The sequence below is a fragment of the Pseudomonas sp. NY15181 genome, from assembly GCF_048068055.1.
Taxonomy (GTDB): domain Bacteria; phylum Pseudomonadota; class Gammaproteobacteria; order Pseudomonadales; family Pseudomonadaceae; genus Pseudomonas.
This window is the reverse complement of record NZ_JBLUPT010000015.1, coordinates 24,360-42,047: the sequence shown is the minus strand read 5'-3', so window position 1 is coordinate 42,047 and position 17,688 is coordinate 24,360. Positions and strand designations below refer to the sequence as shown.

General features: G+C 63.1%; 11 protein-coding genes. 10 read left to right on the top strand and 1 reads right to left on the bottom strand.

Going from position 1 to position 17,688, the window contains the following annotated elements; translation table 11 throughout:
* Positions 1–169 precede the first annotated feature (169 nt).
* Positions 170–2,608, bottom strand: a complete 2,439-nt coding sequence (locus tag ACNFBT_RS25505) for a penicillin-binding protein 1A (protein WP_416753493.1) — start codon at positions 2,606–2,608, stop codon at positions 170–172.
* Between the two features lie 185 nt (positions 2,609–2,793).
* On the opposite strand from ACNFBT_RS25505, the gene ACNFBT_RS25500 reads away from it, so the two are divergent.
* The 10 genes from ACNFBT_RS25500 to ACNFBT_RS25455 all read left to right on the top strand — a co-directional run bounded on the left by ACNFBT_RS25500 (position 2,794) and on the right by ACNFBT_RS25455 (position 17,569).
* A complete protein-coding gene (locus ACNFBT_RS25500; protein ID WP_207882126.1) occupies positions 2,794–3,858 on the top strand; it encodes a pilus assembly protein PilM in 1,065 nt (354 codons plus the stop codon).
* Positions 3,858–4,451 carry a type 4a pilus biogenesis protein PilN gene (pilN, locus tag ACNFBT_RS25495; RefSeq protein ID WP_416753491.1) on the top strand — a complete coding sequence of 198 codons (594 nt, stop codon included), beginning with the start codon at positions 3,858–3,860 and terminating at the stop codon, positions 4,449–4,451. The genes ACNFBT_RS25500 and pilN overlap by 1 nt, the downstream gene beginning before the upstream one ends.
* Positions 4,448–5,122, top strand: a complete 675-nt coding sequence (gene pilO / locus ACNFBT_RS25490; protein ID WP_416753490.1) for a type 4a pilus biogenesis protein PilO — start codon at positions 4,448–4,450, stop codon at positions 5,120–5,122. The genes pilN and pilO overlap by 4 nt, the downstream gene beginning before the upstream one ends.
* A complete protein-coding gene (gene pilP, locus ACNFBT_RS25485) occupies positions 5,119–5,643 on the top strand; it encodes a type 4a pilus biogenesis lipoprotein PilP (protein ID WP_416753489.1) in 525 nt (174 codons plus the stop codon). Before pilO ends, pilP begins: the two co-directional genes overlap by 4 nt.
* A gap of 53 nt (positions 5,644–5,696) precedes the next feature.
* Positions 5,697–7,838, top strand: a complete 2,142-nt coding sequence (gene pilQ, locus ACNFBT_RS25480; protein ID WP_416753488.1) for a type IV pilus secretin PilQ — start codon at positions 5,697–5,699, stop codon at positions 7,836–7,838.
* Positions 7,839–7,846: 8 nt separating this feature from the next.
* A complete protein-coding gene (gene aroK / locus ACNFBT_RS25475; RefSeq protein ID WP_416753533.1) occupies positions 7,847–8,365 on the top strand; it encodes a shikimate kinase AroK in 519 nt (172 codons plus the stop codon).
* A gap of 50 nt (positions 8,366–8,415) precedes the next feature.
* A complete protein-coding gene (gene aroB / locus ACNFBT_RS25470; RefSeq protein WP_416753487.1) occupies positions 8,416–9,522 on the top strand; it encodes a 3-dehydroquinate synthase in 1,107 nt (368 codons plus the stop codon).
* A 6-nt stretch (positions 9,523–9,528) separates the two neighbouring features.
* On the top strand, positions 9,529–11,226 hold the full coding sequence (locus tag ACNFBT_RS25465; RefSeq protein WP_416753486.1) for an AAA family ATPase: 1,698 nt from the start codon (positions 9,529–9,531) through the stop codon (positions 11,224–11,226).
* A gap of 451 nt (positions 11,227–11,677) precedes the next feature.
* Positions 11,678–16,123 (top strand): glutamate synthase large subunit, encoded by a 4,446-nt coding sequence (gltB, locus tag ACNFBT_RS25460; protein WP_416753485.1) that lies wholly within the window; start codon positions 11,678–11,680, stop codon positions 16,121–16,123.
* A gap of 27 nt (positions 16,124–16,150) precedes the next feature.
* The gene (locus tag ACNFBT_RS25455) at positions 16,151–17,569 is read left to right on the top strand and encodes an FAD-dependent oxidoreductase (RefSeq protein WP_017520506.1); all 1,419 of its coding nucleotides are present in this window, start codon (positions 16,151–16,153) and stop codon (positions 17,567–17,569) included.
* The last annotated feature ends 119 nt before the right edge of the window (positions 17,570–17,688 follow it).

Genomic DNA, 17,688 nt, shown 5'->3' with positions numbered 1-17,688 from the left:
GTTGCGTTGCTGCGGGAAGCCCCTGACGCGCCGGATGGGGTCGGTCGTCCGGGGTTGTTCGCCGCCGCAAGTGGCAGATTAATCAATGCCTTGGCGAAATGCCATGATTCTTTGAGAATCATTCTTCTCAATGTAAAAGCCCCTCTTGCGAGGGGCTTTTATCGGTCAGTCAGAACAGGTCGATCGGTGCCTCTTCTTCTGCCGGCATGCCGCTTCCCGGTGCGCTTCCCGGTGCCAGTTCGCTCATCGAGGGCGGCGTGTCCTCGTTCTTGAACAGCTCGAAGTAAGCGCCCGGTGTGCCCGGAGCCGCTGCGCGGCCGGTCACCGGATCGATACGCAGGCTGACCATGCCGGCGGGCTCTGGCAGCAGGTGCGACGGCTTGTCCTTCAGCGCTGCGCCCATGTAGCGCATCCAGATCGGCAGGGCGACGTTACCGCCGTACTCGGCGCGGCCGAGGCTGTCGGGCTGGTCGAAACCGACCCAGACGGTGGTCATGTAGTCGGCGTTGAAGCCGGAGAACCAGGCGTCCTTGGACTCGTTGGTGGTGCCGGTCTTGCCGGCCAGGTCGTCACGCTTGAGCGCCAGGGCGCGGCGGCCGGTGCCGCGCTTGATCACATCCTGCAGCATGCTGGTCATGATGTAGGCGGTACGGGCATCGATAATGCGCTCGGCGGCGGCCGGTTCGATGGTGGTCTTGGCCAGGCTCGGGTCGTCGTTGCCCAGTTCGTTGGTTCCGCTGGGCTGAGCCTGGGCCTGGGCTTGTCCAGTCTGCGCCTCGTCATTGGGTACCCGCGGCGGGTTGGCCTGGTAGACCACTTGGCCATCGCGGCTTTCGATGCGCTCGACCACGTAGGGCGAAACCTTGAAGCCGCCGTTGGCGAAGGTGCTCCAGGCGGAGGCGATTTCCAGCGGCGTCAGGGTCGCGGTGCCGAGGGCCATCGACAGGTTCGGCGGCAGCTCGTCCTTGTTGAAGCCGAAGCGGCTGATGTAGTTGCGCGCGCGCTCGACGCCCAGCCCCTGGAGGATGCGGATCGACACCATGTTGCGCGACTTGTACAGCGCCTCGCGCATCGGGATCGGGCCGAGGAAGGTGTTGGTATCGTTCTTCGGCCGCCAGACCTTGTCCAGGTACTCGTCGTAGAACACCACGGGAGCGTCGTTGATCAGCGAGGCGGCGGTGAAGCCGTTGTCCAGCGCGGCGCTGTAGATGAACGGCTTGAAGCTGGAGCCGGGCTGGCGCTTGGCCTGGGTCGCACGGTTGTAGTTGCTCTGCTCGAAGGAGAAGCCGCCGACCAGCGCCATGATCGCGCCGTCCTGCGGGTTCAGCGAGACCAGTGCACTCTGTGCGGCCGGCACCTGGGCCAGGCGCAGCGCGCCGTCGTCGCGGCGCTGCACGCGGATCACGTCGCCAGGCTGGACCACGTCGCTCGGCTGGCGAGGCATCGGGCCCATGCTGTTGTTGCTGAGGAAGGGGCGTGCCCACTTCATACCGTCCCAGCCGAGGGCTTCCTCCTTGCCGTCGCGGGTCATTACCAGGGCGCCGCTTTTTTCCACCTGGACCACAATGGCTGGCTCAAGGCCGCCGAGCGGACGCTGCTGGGCGATCGCCTGGCGCCAGGCATCGCGGGTCTTGCCGGGCAGGCGGGTTTCCGGACCGCGGTAGCCGTGACGCTGGTCGTATTCCTGGAGGCCATCGCGCAGCGCGTTGTTGGCGTCGTCCTGCAGGTCGCTGCGCACGGTGGTGTAGACGCGGTAACCCTCGGTATAGGCGTCACCACCGAAGCGGCCGACCAGCTCGGCGCGCGCCATTTCGGCGATGTAGGGGGCGGCCAGTTCCGGGCTCTGTACGTGGTAGGAGGCCGCGATGGGCTCCTTGACCGCGGCTTCGTAGCGCGGCTGATCAATGAACCCCAGCTTGAGCATGCGCTCCAGGATCCAGTTGCGGCGTTCCAGGCTGCGTGCGGGGTTGGCCAGCGGGTTATAGCGCGACGGTGCCTTCGGCAGACCGGCGATCATCGCCATCTGCGCCAGGCTCAGGTCCTTGATCGACTTGCCGTAGTAGACCTGGGCGGCGGCCTCCACGCCGTAGGCGCGGTTGCCGAGATAGATCTTGTTGACGTACAGCTCGAGGATCTCGTCTTTGGTCAGCGACCGCTCGATCTGCAATGCCAGCAATATCTCATTGATCTTTCGGGAGAAACTGCGCTCGTTGGTGAGGAAGTAGTTCTTCGCCACCTGCATGGTGATGGTGCTGCCGCCCGTCTGGATGTGCCCGGTCTTCAATAATTGCGCGGCAGCACGCATCAGGCTTTTGACGTCCACGCCATAATGATTGGCGAAGTTGTCATCCTCGGCCGATAGCAGTGCGTGGGTGAAGTCCTGGGGGATTTCAGCAAAGCGAATCGGCGTGCGGCGCATCTCGCCAAACTCTGCTATCAATTTGTTATCGCTGCTGTACACGCGCAACGGCATCTGCAAACGCACGTTGCGCAAAGCCTCCACGGACGGGAGGTTGGGACTGAGGTAGAGGTAGGCGCCGCTGAAACTGAGCAGCAATCCACAGATTATGGTGACGCAGGTCCACCACAGAAACTTCAGCAGGCGCATTGGAAGGTCTTGGATTTCCAGAGAAAAGAAAGAGTTAAGCGGATGGCGCGGTAAAAAGGGAAAAGCTGATCACATTATAAGCAGTTTTTTTCCCGGCGAGCCATTTGCGCAGGTGTCAAGTCTGGTATCTAATGTGAAGAAACATAAATCGTCCGTAAGTCTCGGATGCTGATAGGAAATCAGTCGTGCTAGGGCTATTCAATAAGAAAGCGAACACGCTGCTGGGGATAGACATCAGTTCGACTTCGGTCAAACTCCTCGAACTGAGCCGCTCGGGAGGCCGCTACAAGGTAGAGGCCTACGCCGTGGAGCCGCTCCCTCCCAATGCAGTGGTAGAAAAGAACATCGCTGAGCTGGAGGGCGTCGGCCAGGCGTTGTCACGTGTGGTCGCCAAGGCGCGCACCGGCGTGAAGACGGCTGCGGTCGCGGTTGCCGGCTCGGCGGTCATCACCAAGACCATCGAGATGGATGGCGGTCTCTCGGAAGACGAGCTGGAGAACCAGCTCAAGATCGAGGCAGACCAGTACATCCCCTATCCTCTCGAAGAGGTCGCGATCGACTTTGAAGTCCAGGGCGCTTCCGCCCGGAACGCCGAACGCGTTGACGTACTCCTCGCCGCCTGTCGGAAGGAAAACGTCGAAGTGCGTGAGGCGGCTCTGGCGCTGTCGGGCTTGACGGCCAAGGTTGTCGACGTCGAGGCCTACGCGCTGGAAAGAGCGTTCAGTCTGCTTGGCGATCAGTTGGGCGGCAATGCCGACGAGCTCACAGTTGCAGTGGTCGACATCGGCGCCACCATGACCACGCTGAGCGTGCTGCATCACGGCCGCACCATCTATACGCGCGAGCAGCTGTTCGGCGGGCGCCAGCTCACCGAGGAGATTCAGCGTCGCTATGGTCTGTCCGTGGAAGAGGCCGGTCTTGCCAAGAAGCAGGGCGGTCTTCCGGATGACTATGACAGTGAAGTTCTGCAACCGTTCAAAGACGCGGTCGTTCAGCAGGTCTCCCGTTCGCTGCAGTTCTTCTTCGCGGCCGGTCAGTTCAACGATGTGGATTACATCCTGCTGGCGGGCGGAACGGCTTCCATTCCGGACCTGGACAGATTGATCCAGCAGAAGATCGGTACTCCGACACTCGTGGCCAACCCCTTCACCGACATGGTGCTCAGCGGAAAGGTCAATGCGGGTGCGCTGGCCAGTGATGCGCCGGCGCTGATGATTGCCTGCGGTCTGGCGATGAGGAGTTTCGACTGATGACTCGCATCAACCTATTGCCGTGGCGGGAACAGCTGCGCGAGGAGCGCAAGCAGCGCTTCCTCGTGACTCTGGGGGCGGTGCTGCTGGCCTCCGGTGCGCTCGTCTTCCTGGGTGACCAGTATTTCAATGCGGCCATCGAGAACCAGAACGCGCGCAATGATTTCCTGCGCAAGGAAATCACCGTGCTCGATGCGCGGATCAAGGAAATCAGCGAGCTGAAGACTCGCCGCCAGCAGTTGCTGGAGCGTATGAAGATCATCTCGGATCTGCAGGGCAACCGCCCGATCATTGGCCGGGTGTTCGATCAACTGGTTCGCACGCTGCCCGATGGCGTCTATTTCACCAACCTGAAGATGACTGGGAAATCCATTGCCATCGCAGGGGCGGCCGAGTCGAACAATCGGGTGTCCAACCTGATGCGCAACCTGGATGCCTCCGAGTGGCTGAAGGCGCCGAACCTGACGGAAGTGAAGGCGGTGACCCAGGGGGCGGTGGACCAGGCGAACATCTTCCAGCTGACGGTTCTGCAGACCCAGCCAGGAGCGGAAGAGCCGGAGCAGAAGAACGTTGCGCAAGGAGCCAAGAAATGAGTCTGGCCAGTTCCCTCGAGAGCTTGCGCAAGATCGACATCAACGATCTTGACCTGAACAACCTCGGCTCCTGGCCGGCGGCGGTCAAGGTAATCGCCTGCATCCTGCTCATGGCCGTGGTCCTCGCGCTTGGCTACAACTTCCATCTGAAGGACATGCGGGAGCAGTTGGATCGGCAGCGCGCCGAAGAGGAGACGCTCAAGCAGCAGTTTTCCTCCAAGGCGTTCCAGGCGGCCAATCTGGAGGCCTACAAGACGCAGATGAAGGAGATGGAAGAGTCCTTTGGCGCACTGCTGCGGCAGCTTCCCAGCGACACCGAAGTGCCTGGGCTGCTCGAAGACATCACCCGCACCGGCCTGGGGAGTGGGCTCGAGTTCGAGGAGATCAAGCTGCTGCCGGAAGTGACTCAGCAGTTCTATATCGAGTTGCCCATCCAGATCAGTGTCGTGGGCGGTTATCACGACCTGGCGACCTTCGTCAGCGGCGTGTCCAGCCTTCCGCGGATCGTGACCTTGCACGACTTCGAGATCAAACCGGCCAGCACTGACAGTACGTCCCGGCTGAGAATGACCATCCTGGCCAAGACCTATCGCTATAACGACAAGGGTGTGAAGGTTAATAACGACAAGGGCGCAAAGGTAAATGCCCCGAAAACGGGAGCCAAGAAATGAGGGGGCGCCTGATAATTTGCAGTTGTCTGCTGCTGACTTTGAATGGATGTGGTTCTGGAGGCGACTTCAGCGACCTGCAGGCCTATATGGACGAAGTCCGTGCGCGTCCCAAGGGGGCCATCGAGCCGCTGCCCAAGTTCCAGCCGTATGAAGCGTTCACCTACAGTGCCGCGGCATTGCGCAGCCCGTTCCAGCCGCCGGTGAAGATCGATCTGGCGGTGAAGCAGAAGGGCAACAAGGTGGTCAAGCCTGACGAGACCCGAGTCAAGCAGTTCCTGGAAGGTTTCAATATCGAGACCTTCGAGATGGTGGGGACCTTGTCCAGGGATAACCAGATGTTCGCTCTCGTGAAAGGTGCGGGAGGGGTGCACCGGGTACGGATCGGCGACTACCTGGGGCGCAACGACGGCAAGATCGTTGCGATCAGCGAGGGCAAGATCGACGTGATTGAAATCGTTCCTGATGGTGAGGGTGGTTGGCTCGAGCGTCCGCGCAGCCTGGCCCTCAAGGAACGCTCCTAAGGGCGGGGATGAACATGGATAACAAACAGCAGTCTGCACGACGGATTCAGACGATGAACAAAATGCTTTCCCGCCTGAGCATCTCCTTGCTCGCGGCAGTTTTTGCGCCGGCATTGCTGGCCGCCAACCTGCAGAGCGTCGATGTGGCAGCCTTGCCGGGCGACCGTGTGGAGCTGAAACTGGGCTTTGACGGGCCGGTGGCGACGCCGCGTGGCTATACCATCGAGCAGCCGGCGCGCATCGCTCTGGATCTGCCGGGTGTGCAGAACAAGCTGGGGAGCAAGAATCGCGAGCTGGGGGTGGGCAACGCTCGCAGCCTGACGGTGGTTGAAGCGAAAGATCGCACCCGTCTGATCGTCAACCTGGCCACTCTGGTGCCTTACACCACTCGATCGGAAGGTTCGAACCTGTACGTCGTGGTCGGTGGCGCGGGTGCCACTTCGAACTCCTACACCTCTGCTGCGCCGGCCTCCGCTCCGGTAGCCAAGCCCGCCCAGCCCAAGCCTTACGTGCCGGCGGGCAAAGCGATTCGCAACATCGACTTCCAGCGCGGTGAACAGGGTGAAGGCAACGTCGTGATCGACCTGTCCGATCCGACTGTCAGTCCGGACATCCAGGAGCAGGGCGGCAAGATCCGCCTGGAGTTCCCGCGTACCCAATTGCCCGACAACCTGCGTGTGCGCCTGGACGTGAAGGACTTCGCCACGCCGGTGCAGTTCGTCAATGCTTCCGCGGCGGGTGACAAGGCCAGCATCACCATCGAGCCGAGCGGTCTGTATGACTACCTCGTCTACCAGACCGACAACCGCATGACCGTCAGCATCAAGCCGCTGACCCAGGAAGATGCCGAGAAGCACAAGAAGGATACCTTCGCCTATACCGGCGAGAAGCTGTCGCTGAACTTCCAGGATATCGACGTGCGCTCGGTGTTGCAGCTGATTGCCGACTTCACCGATCTGAACCTGGTGGCGTCCGATACTGTCCAGGGCAACATTACCCTGCGTCTGCAGAATGTGCCGTGGGATCAGGCACTGGACCTGGTGCTCAAGACCAAGGGCTTGGACAAGCGCAAGGTGGGTAACGTCCTGCTGGTTGCTCCGGCGGAAGAGATCGCTGCGCGTGAGCGTCAGGAACTCGAGGCTCAGAAGCAGATTTCCGAATTGGCCCCCCTGCGTCGCGAGCTGATTCAGGTGAACTATGCCAAGGCTGCCGACATCGCCAAACTCTTCCAGTCGGTAACCGGTGTAGGGGCTCCGGGTGCTCCGCAGGCTGCGGGTGTGGATAATCGCGGCTCGCTCACCGTCGATGATCGTACCAACGCAATCATCGCCTACCAGACTCAGGATCGTCTGGATGAGCTGCGCCGCATCGTTGCCCAGCTGGATATCCCGGTTCGCCAGGTGATGATCGAGGCGCGCATCGTTGAAGCCGCCGTGGACTACAGCAAGAGCCTGGGGGTTCGCTGGGGTGGCGCGTTCAGCTCCGGGAACTGGGATTTCTACGGCAAGGATGGAGCCCGTACTGTCGATAGCAACGGTAAGCTGTTCCTGCCGGGTACCGATACGATTGGCAACTTCAAGGCACAGGATGGTGTGGCACCAGTTCCGTTCGTTGATATGGGTGTCGCCAACAGCACATCGGGTATCGGTATCGGCTTCCTCAGCGACCACGCCATGCTAGACCTGCAGCTCTCTGCAATGGAGAAGAGTGGCAACGGTGAGGTGGTCTCCCAGCCGAAGGTCGTCACCTCCGACAAGGAAACCGCGAAGATCCTCAAGGGGTCGGAGATTCCGTACCAGGAGGCCAGCTCCAGTGGCGCCACCTCGGTGTCCTTCAAGGAAGCCGCGCTGGCCCTGGAAGTGACGCCGCAGATCACCCCGGACAACCGCATCATCATGGAAGTGAAGGTCAACAAGGACGAGCCGGATTACGCCAACGCACTCAACGGCGTACCGCCAATCAAGAAGAACGAGGTGAACGCCAAGGTGCTGGTGAACGATGGCGAAACCATCGTGATCGGTGGTGTGTTCTCCAACACCCAGACCAAGGCGACCGACAAGGTTCCGTTCCTGGGCGACGTTCCGTTCATTGGACGCCTGTTCCGTCGCGATACGGTAACCGACAGCAAGAACGAGCTTCTGGTTTTCCTTACCCCGCGGATCATGAATAATCAGGCCTTTGCAGCCGGCCGTTGATCAATGTCGTGTCCAATTTGATTCTGGTAGGCCCGATGGGAGCTGGGAAAAGCACCATCGGGCGTCTTCTCGCCAAAGAGCTTCACCTCGTTTTCAAGGATTCGGATAAAGAGATCGAGCAGCGCTGCGGAGCCAACATCCCCTGGATATTCGATGTCGAGGGCGAGGCGGGCTTCCGCGAGCGTGAGCAGTCGATGCTCGCCGAACTGTGCGCCGAAGGTGGCATGGTCATCGCCACCGGCGGCGGTGCGGTGATGCGTGACGCCAACCGCCAGATTCTCAAGGCCGGCGGCCAGGTCATCTACCTGCACGCTTCGGTCGAGCAGCAGATTTCCCGCACCGCGCGCGACAAGAATCGCCCGTTGCTGCAGAAGCCCAATCCGGACCAGATCCTCCGCGACCTCATGCAGGTGCGCGATCCGCTGTATCGCGAGATCGCCGATGTGATCATCGAAACCGACGAGCGGCCGCCACGCCTCGTGGTTCTGGAGATACTGGAGCGTTTGCGTGAGTTGGAGCGCCATTAACGGCGCTGCAATCTGCGGTATCCTAGTCCCCTTTCTTGCCTGGGGGTTTCATGCGCACACTCAACGTCGATCTGGCCGATCGCAGCTACCCGATCTATATCGGCGAAGGGCTGCTGGATGATCCGCGCTACTTCGAGCCGCATATCCGCGGCCGCCAGGTAGCCATCGTCACCAATGAAACCATCGCGCCGCTGTATCTGGATCGACTGCAGAAGACCCTGGCCGGCTACAAGGTCACCACGGTCGTGCTCCCCGACGGCGAAGCCTACAAGCAGTGGGAAACCCTGCAACTGATATTCGATGGCCTGCTGGCCGCGCGCCACGACCGCAAGACCACACTGATCGCCCTCGGCGGTGGCGTCATTGGCGACATGACCGGTTTCGCCGCGGCCTGTTACCAGCGCGGCGTCGACTTCATCCAGGTGCCGACGACGCTGTTGTCCCAGGTGGATTCCTCGGTGGGCGGCAAGACCGGCATCAACCACTCGCTGGGCAAGAACATGATTGGCGCGTTCTACCAGCCCCGGGCCGTGGTCATCGACACCACCACCCTGCGCACCCTTCCTCCGCGCGAGCTGTCTGCCGGTCTGGCGGAGGTCATCAAGTACGGCTTCATCTGCGACGAACCCTTCCTGACCTGGCTGGAGGCGCACATGGATGACCTGCTGGCGCTGGAGCCGACCGCGCTGACCGAGGCCATCGAGCGCTCCTGCGCCGCCAAGGCTCGCGTGGTCGGTGCCGATGAGAAGGAAACCGGCGTCCGTGCCACCCTCAACCTGGGTCACACCTTCGGTCATGCCATCGAGACCCACATGGGCTACGGCGTCTGGCTGCATGGCGAGGCCGTCGGTGCGGGAACCGTGATGGCACTTGAGATGTCGCATCGGCTGGGATGGCTGACAAATGCCGAGCGTGCTCGCGGCATCCGCCTGCTGGCCGCCGCGAAGCTGCCGGTCGTTCCGCCGCAGGAAATGAATTCCGAGCATTTTCTCGAGCACATGGCCGTCGACAAGAAAGTGCTCGATGGGCGTTTGCGTCTGGTATTGCTCCAAGGGCTGGGGGCTGCGGTCGTGACCGCTGAATTCCCCCGTGAGATTCTGGAAGAAACACTGCGCGCTGACTACCAGGCACTGGTCGGTCAGGCAGGAGAACACTGAGGTCCCATGTCCAGTTTGCATGCCGACGAGGCCTTCCTGGCCCACTACCAGTTCAGCCATGACCCGTTCGCACCGCGGGTTCCCGGCTTCAAGTTCTTCCCGGCGCAGCGCAAGCCTGTACTGGGGCAGCTGCACCACCTGGCACGCTACAGCCACCTACTGCTGGCCGTAACCGGCCCACTGGGCAGCGGCAAGACGCTGCTGCGCCAGGCGCTGGTGGCCAGCACCAACAAGGACGCGGTGTCCAGCGTGGTCATCTCCGGTCGCTCGGTAACCGACGAAGCTACGCTGCTGCGCCAACTGGCCCAGGGTCTGGGCATCACCCAGACCAGCCTCGAACCCATACTGGCGAAGGTTGCCCAACTGGCGATCACCGGGCAGGACGTCTACCTGCTGGTGGACGATGCCGAGCAGTTGCGCGACGACGCACTGGAAGTGCTGCTGCTCCTGGCGGCCGGAAATACCGAAGCGCGTCTGCACGTATTCCTGTTCGGTGAGCCGGCCTTGCTGTCGCGCCTGGAAGTGCTGTCCGAAGGCGAGGAGCGCTTCCACGCCATTGAGCTGCAGCCTTACAGCGAAGAAGAAACCCGCGAGTACCTGGCACAGCGACTGGAAGGTGCTGGGCAGGGGATCGAGCTTATTTCCGCCGACCTGCTGGCCGACATTCATGAGCAGTCTGGCGGCTGGCCGGGCACCATCAACCAGACCGCCCGCGACGCCATGATCGAGGCGATGCTGGCTGACCGTGGCGGTGCCCGCAAGGCGACTGGCTCGGGCTTCAAGCTGCCGAAAAAACACCTGGCCATCCTCGGTGTGGTCGCCATCGGCGTCGTTGCCGCCTGGTTCATGCAGGGTAAGACCAGCAAGCCGGAAACCGCGAACAATACTGCCGCGCAAACCTCGTCCCAACTGCCACTGGGCGGCGCTGCCCCGCAACCGGGGGTCCAGCCGCAGCCGGACGCCCAGGGCGCCGGCCCGTCGGTCGAGTTCGCCGGCTCCAATCAGCCGCTGCCGCTGCCCCTGGTAGGCGAGAGCCAGCCGGTGATTCGCGAGCCGATGGCTCAGGCTGGCGGCCAGGAAGATGCCGACGATGGCGGTATGCCGTCCGCAGCCATTCCGCCGACCGTGACGACCAGCGCTCCGCCGGTGACCCCGCTGGCCAACAACGGCCCGACTCCGCTGAATCCGGTGCCGCCGGCGTCGACCCCGTTGCAGCCGGTGGCTCAACCGACTCCGAAGCCCGCGCCGACCCAGGCCGCGACTCCGCGTCCGGAACCTGTCAAGCCTGCCGCCACCGCTCCGGCCAAGCCTGCCCAGGCGGCCAAGCCGGCAACCGCAAAGCCTGCAAGCACCGTTGCCAGCGCCAAACCGGCCGCGGCCAGCAAGCCCGCAGCGGCCACCGGCAGCGCCGGCGGCAGCAGCTGGTACCAGTCCCAGGCCGGCTCGCATTACTCCGTACAGGTGCTGGGTACTGGCTCCGAAGCGAGCGCCAAGGCCTTCATCGGCCAGCAGGGCGGTGGCGACTACCGCTACTTCCGCAAGAGCCTGCAAGGCAAGCCCTTCTATGTCGTGACCTACGGCAGCTTCGCCGACCGCGCCGCCGCTCAGGCCGCGATCAAGAAACTGCCGGCGAAGATCCAGGCTTCCAAGCCCTGGGCGCGACCCTTCTCCAGCATCCAGCAGGACATCGCCGGGGCGCGCTGAAAAGTCGCAATGTCGCAAAAATGAAAAAGCCGAAACCCATTCACCGGGTTTCGGCTTTTTTCTTTTGCGCTGAACTTTCAGAAATGCGACATTCGGTGTCGGCAGTGCGTCAAAAAAATAAGTGACGTCGCTTTCTGCGTGTGTACAATGACCTCCCTTTGCCTATCGGAAACTTGCCGCTTGAGCGAGTAGACAGGCGAAGTGCTTGATAGAGGGTCTGCTGACGTTTCGTCATGGCCAGGACACAACCGCCGCCGCGTAGGGTAAGACGTGGCAAACGACGCGGTTGACGTCATTCCAGGTGAACCAGGGGCTTGAACGGCGCTGCACGATAGATGCGGCCCGTGCCTTTGGGGTGCGCGGGAATCGAGCCAGCAACGGCGAAACAGGGCGATGGCGAAACGTCAGCAGACCCTGGAAATTAAAAAAGTTTTGCCGGTGAGAGTTCCCTATGAAAGCAGGTCTGTACCATCCTGAGACGTTCAAGGATAACTGCGGATTCGGCCTGATCGCCCATATGACGGGCGAGGCAAGCCATGAACTTCTGCAAACCGCCATCGAAGCACTGACCTGCATGACCCACCGAGGTGGGATCAACGCGGACGGGAAAACCGGGGACGGCTGCGGGCTGCTGATCCAGAAGCCCGACCAGTTCCTGCGCGCCGTGGCCCTTGAGTCCTTCGGCTCCGATCTACCGGACCAGTACGCGGTCGGTATGGTCTTCTTCAACCAGGACCCGGTGAAAGCCGAAGCCGCCCGCGCGAACATGAATCGCGAGATTGAGCGTGCCGGCCTGAAGCTGGTCGGCTGGCGCAAGGTGCCGATCGACACCAGCGTCCTGGGTCGCCTGGCGCTGGAGCGCCTGCCGCAGATCGAGCAGGTGTTCGTCGGTGGCGAAGGCCTGTCCGACCAGGAATTCGCGGTCAAGCTGTTCAGCTCCCGTCGCCGTTCCTCCGTGGCCAACGCCGAGGACGCCGACCATTACGTCTGCAGCTTCTCGCACAAGACCATCATCTATAAGGGTCTGATGATGCCGGCGGACCTCGCCGCCTTCTATCCGGACCTCGGAGATCCGCGCCTGAAGACCGCCATCTGCGTCTTCCACCAGCGCTTCTCCACCAACACCCTGCCCAAGTGGCCGCTGGCCCAGCCGTTCCGCCTGCTGGCGCACAACGGCGAGATCAACACCATCACCGGCAACCGCAACTGGGCCCAGGCCCGTCGCGGCAAGTTCACCAACGAGTGGATGCCTGACCTGGACGAACTCGGCCCGCTGGTCAACCGCGTGGGTTCGGACTCCTCCAGCATGGACAACATGCTCGAGCTGATGGTCACCGGCGGCATGGACATGTTCCGTGGCCTGCGCATGATCATTCCGCCGGCCTGGCAGAACGTCGAGACCATGGACGCCGACCTGCGCGCGTTCTACGAATTCAACTCGCTGCACATGGAGCCGTGGGACGGCCCCGCCGGCGTCGTGCTGACCGACGGCCGCTACGCCGTCTGCCTGCTCGACCGCAACGGCCTGCGTCCCTCGCGCTGGGTCACCACCAGGAACGGCTACATCACCCTCGCCTCGGAAATCGGCGTGTGGGATTACAAGCCCGAGGACGTCATCGCCAAGGGCCGTGTCGGCCCGGGCCAGATCCTCGCGGTGGACACCGAGACCGGCCAGCTGCTGCAGACCGAGGACATCGACAACCGCCTGAAGTCGCGCCACCCGTACAAGCAGTGGCTGCGCCAGAGCGCGCTGCGCATCCAGGCGACCCTGGACGATGACCAGGGCGTGGCCAGCTACGACGGCGACCAGCTCAAGCAGTACATGAAGATGTTCCAGGTCACCTTCGAGGAGCGTGACCAGGTGCTGCGCCCGCTCGCCGAGCAGGGCCAGGAAGCGGTCGGCTCGATGGGCGACGACACCCCGATGGCGGTGCTGTCCAAGCGCATCCGCTCGCCGTACGACTATTTCCGCCAGGTCTTCGCGCAGGTCACCAACCCGCCGATCGACCCGCTGCGCGAAGCGATCGTGATGTCCCTGGAAACCTGCCTGGGCATCGAGCAGAACATCTTCGAAGAGTCCCCGCACCACGCCAACCAGGCGATCCTGACCACCCCGGTGATCTCCCCGGCCAAGTGGCGGACCCTGATGAACCTGGAGCGTCCGGGCTTCGACCGTCACCACATCGACCTGAACTACGACGAGTCCGTCGGCCTCGAAGCGGCCGTGCGCAACATCGCCGACCAGGCCGAGGAAGCCGTGCGCGCCGGCAAGGTGCTGCTGGTGCTGTCCGACCGTCACATCGCCCCCGGCAAGCTGCCGGTGCACGCGGCCCTGGCCGTCGGCGCCGTACACCACCGCCTGGTGCAGACCGGCCTGCGCTGCAACTCCAACATCCTGGTGGAAACCGCCACCGCCCGTGACCCGCACCACTTCGCGGTGCTGGTGGGCTTCGGTGCGTCCGCCGTCTACCCGTTCCTCGCCTACGAGGTGCTGGCCGACCTGATCCGCACCGGCGAAGTGCTGGGCGACCTCTACGAGGTCTTCAAGTACTACCGCAAGGGCATCTCCAAGGGGATGCTGAAGATCCTGTCGAAGATGGGTATCTCCACCATCGCCTCCTACCGCGGCGCCCAGCTGTTCGAAGCCATCGGCCTGTCCGACGAGGTTACCGGCCTGTGCTTCCCGGGCACCCCGAGCCGCATCCAGGGTGCGCGCTTCATCGACATCGAGAACGAGCAGAAGCTGCTCGCCAACGAAGCCTGGAACAACCGCAAGGCGATCCAGCAGGGCGGCCTGCTGAAGTTCGTCTACGGCGGCGAATACCACGCCTACAACCCGGACGTGGTGAACACCCTGCAGGCCGCCGTGCAGCAGGGCGACTACGCCAAGTTCAAGGAATACACCGCGCTGGTGGACCAGCGTCCGGTCTCCATGCTGCGCGACCTGCTCAAGGTGAAGACTGTCGAGCAGCCGCTGAGCCTGGACGAGATCGAGCCGCTGGAAGCCATCTTCAAGCGCTTCGACGCTGCCGGCATCTCCCTCGGCGCGCTGTCGCCGGAGGCCCACGAGGCGCTGGCCGAAGCCATGAACCGCCTGGGCGGTCGCTCCAACTCCGGTGAGGGTGGCGAAGACCCGGCGCGCTACGGCACGCTGAAGAGCTCGAAGATCAAGCAGGTGGCCACCGGCCGCTTCGGTGTGACCCCGGAATACCTGGTCAACGCCGAAGTCCTGCAGATCAAGGTGGCCCAGGGCGCCAAGCCCGGCGAGGGCGGCCAGTTGCCCGGCGGCAAGGTCAACGGCCTGATCGCCCGCCTGCGCTATGCCGTGCCCGGCGTGACCCTGATCTCGCCGCCGCCGCACCACGACATCTACTCCATCGAAGACCTCGCCCAGCTGATCTTCGACCTCAAGCAGGTCAACCCGCAGGCGCTGGTATCGGTGAAGCTCGTGTCCGAGCCTGGCGTGGGCACCATCGCCGCTGGCGTGGCCAAGGCCTATGCCGACCTGATCACCATCTCCGGCTACGACGGCGGTACCGGCGCATCGCCGATCACCTCCATCAAGTACGCGGGCTCCCCATGGGAACTGGGCCTCGCCGAGGCGCACCAGACCCTGCGCGGCAACGACCTGCGCGGCAAGGTCCGCGTGCAGACCGACGGCGGCCTGAAAACCGGCCTGGACGTCATCAAGGCGGCCATCCTCGGCGCCGAGAGCTTCGGCTTCGGTACCGCGCCGATGATCGCCCTGGGCTGCAAGTACCTGCGCATCTGCCACCTGAACAACTGCGCCACCGGCGTCGCCACCCAGAACGACAAGCTGCGCAAGGATCATTTCATCGGCACCGTGGACATGGTGGTGAACTTCTTCACCTTCATCGCCAGCGAAACCCGTGAGTGGCTGGCCAGGCTCGGCGTGCGCAGCCTGGAAGAACTGATCGGCCGCACCGACCTGCTGGAAATCCTCCCGGGCGAGACGCCCAAGCAGGGCAACCTCGACCTCACGCCGCTGCTGGGCAGCGACCTGATCCCGGCCGAGAAACCGCAGTTCTGCGAAGTCGAGAAGAACCCGCCGTTCGACCAGGGCCTGCTGGCCGAGAAGATGGTCGAGCTGGCCCGTGACGCCATCGCGGGCGCCAAGGGCGGCGAATACGAGCTGGATATCTGCAACTGCGACCGTTCCATCGGTGCGCGGATTTCCGGCGAGATCGCCAAGGTCCACGGCAACCAGGGCATGACCAAGGCGCCGATCACCTTCCGCTTCAAGGGCACCGCGGGTCAGAGCTTCGGCGTGTGGAACGCCGGCGGCCTGCACCTGTACCTGGAAGGCGACGCCAACGACTACGTGGGCAAGGGCATGACCGGCGGCAAGCTGGTCGTCACCCCGCCCAAGGGCAGCCCGTTCAAGTCGCAGGAGTCGGCCATCGTCGGCAACACCTGCCTGTACGGCGCCACCGGCGGCAAGCTGTTCGCCGCCGGTACCGCGGGTGAGCGCTTCGGCGTGCGCAACTCCGGCGCCCATGCGGTCGTGGAAGGCACCGGTGACCACTGCTGCGAATACATGACCGGCGGCTTCATCTGCGTACTGGGCAAGACCGGCTACAACTTCGGCTCCGGCATGACCGGTGGCTTCGCTTATGTCCTCGACATGGACAACACCTTCGTTGACCGCGTGAACCATGAACTGGTGGAAATCCAGCGCATCAGCGGCGAAGCGATGGAGGCCTACCGCAGCCACCTGCGCAAGGTCCTGGTCGAGTACGTGGCGGAAACCGCGAGTGAGTGGGGCGCACATCTGCTGGAGAACCTCGACGACTACCTGCGTCGGTTCTGGCTGGTGAAACCCAAGGCCGCAAGCCTCGGTTCCCTGCTGACCAGCACCCGTGCCAACCCGCAATAAGCGCCTGAAGTTTGATGAGGTCTGAAAATGTCTGAACGTCTGAATAACGACTTCCAGTTCATCGAAGTCGGGCGCAAGGATCCGAAGAAAAAGCTCCTGCGCCAACGCAAGCGCGAGTTCGTGGAAATCTACGACCTGTTCAAGCCGCAGCAGGCGGCTGACCAGGCGCACCGCTGCCTGGGCTGCGGCAACCCGTACTGCGAGTGGAAGTGCCCGGTGCACAACTTCATCCCCAACTGGTTGAAGCTGGTCTCCGAAGGCAACATCCTCGCCGCCGCCGAACTGTCCCACCAGACCAACACCCTGCCGGAAGTCTGCGGCCGGGTGTGCCCGCAGGACCGCCTGTGCGAAGGCGCCTGTACCCTGAACGACGGCTTCGGCGCGGTCACCATCGGCTCGGTGGAGAAGTACATCACCGACACCGCCTTCGCCATGGGCTGGCGCCCGGACATGTCCAAGGTCAAACCCACCGGCAAGCGCGTCGCCGTGATCGGCGCGGGCCCGGCGGGCCTGGGCTGCGCCGACGTGCTGGTGCGCAACGGCGTGACCCCGGTGGTGTTCGACAAGAACCCGGAAATCGGCGGCCTGCTGACCTTCGGCATCCCCGAGTTCAAGCTGGAGAAGCAGGTGCTCTCGCGCCGTCGTGAAGTCTTCACCGGCATGGGCATCGAGTTCCGCCTGAACACCGAGATCGGCAAGGACGTCACCATGGAGCAACTGCTCGATGAGTACGATGCCGTGTTCATGGGCATGGGCACCTACACCTACATGAAAGGCGGCTTCCCCGGCGAGGACCTGCCCGGCGTGCACGATGCGCTGGACTTCCTGATCGCCAACGTGAACCGCAACCTGGGCTTCGAGAAGTCGCCGGAAGATTTCGTCGACATGAAGGGCAAGCGCGTCGTGGTCCTGGGTGGTGGTGACACCGCGATGGACTGCAACCGTACTTCGATCCGCCAGGGCGCCAAGAGTGTGACCTGCGCCTACCGCCGTGACGAAGAGAACATGCCCGGCTCGCGCAAAGAGGTGAAGAACGCCAAGGAAGAGGGCGTGAAGTTCCTCTTCAACCGCCAGCCCATCGCCATCGTCGGCGAGGACAAGGTGGAAGGCGTGAAGGTGGTCGAGACCCGTCTCGGCGAACCGGATGCCCGTGGCCGTCGCAGCCCCGAGCCGATCCCGGGTTCCGAGGAGATCATCCCGGCGGAAGCCGTGCTGATCGCCTTCGGCTTCCGTCCGAGCCCGGCCCCGTGGTTCGACCAGCACCAGGTGGAAATCGACAGCCAGGGCCGCGTCATCGCCCCGGCCGCGGCGCAGTTCAAGCACCAGACCAGCAACCCGAAGATCTTCGCCGGTGGCGACATGGTCCGGGGTTCCGACCTGGTGGTGACCGCGATCTTCGAAGGCAGGACCGCCGCCGAAGGCATCCTGGACTACCTCGGCGTTTAAGCTGCTGCGCTAGCTCAGGCGGCGTTGGAAACAGGCTCGGAATGCTCATTTGCTGCAGCAAACTCCACTTCCTCGCCTGTTTCCGCCTTGCCGGAGCGTCGCTCGCGACGCTTAAATCA

Excerpts from the sequence above, each read along its gene's own strand:
- aroB (WP_416753487.1), top strand. The coding sequence starts at position 8,416 with ATGCGCACACTCAACGTCGATCTGGCCGATCGCAGCTACCCGATCTAT.
- ACNFBT_RS25465 (WP_416753486.1), top strand. The coding sequence starts at position 9,529 with ATGTCCAGTTTGCATGCCGACGAGGCCTTCCTGGCCCACTACCAGTTC.
- pilQ (WP_416753488.1), top strand. The coding sequence starts at position 5,697 with ATGAACAAAATGCTTTCCCGCCTGAGCATCTCCTTGCTCGCGGCAGTT.
- ACNFBT_RS25505 (WP_416753493.1), bottom strand. The coding sequence starts at position 2,608 with ATGCGCCTGCTGAAGTTTCTGTGGTGGACCTGCGTCACCATAATCTGT.
- pilO (WP_416753490.1), top strand. The coding sequence starts at position 4,448 with ATGAGTCTGGCCAGTTCCCTCGAGAGCTTGCGCAAGATCGACATCAAC.
- pilN (WP_416753491.1), top strand. The coding sequence starts at position 3,858 with ATGACTCGCATCAACCTATTGCCGTGGCGGGAACAGCTGCGCGAGGAG.
- pilP (WP_416753489.1), top strand. The coding sequence starts at position 5,119 with ATGAGGGGGCGCCTGATAATTTGCAGTTGTCTGCTGCTGACTTTGAAT.
- ACNFBT_RS25455 (WP_017520506.1), top strand. The coding sequence starts at position 16,151 with ATGTCTGAACGTCTGAATAACGACTTCCAGTTCATCGAAGTCGGGCGC.
- gltB (WP_416753485.1), top strand. The coding sequence starts at position 11,678 with ATGAAAGCAGGTCTGTACCATCCTGAGACGTTCAAGGATAACTGCGGA.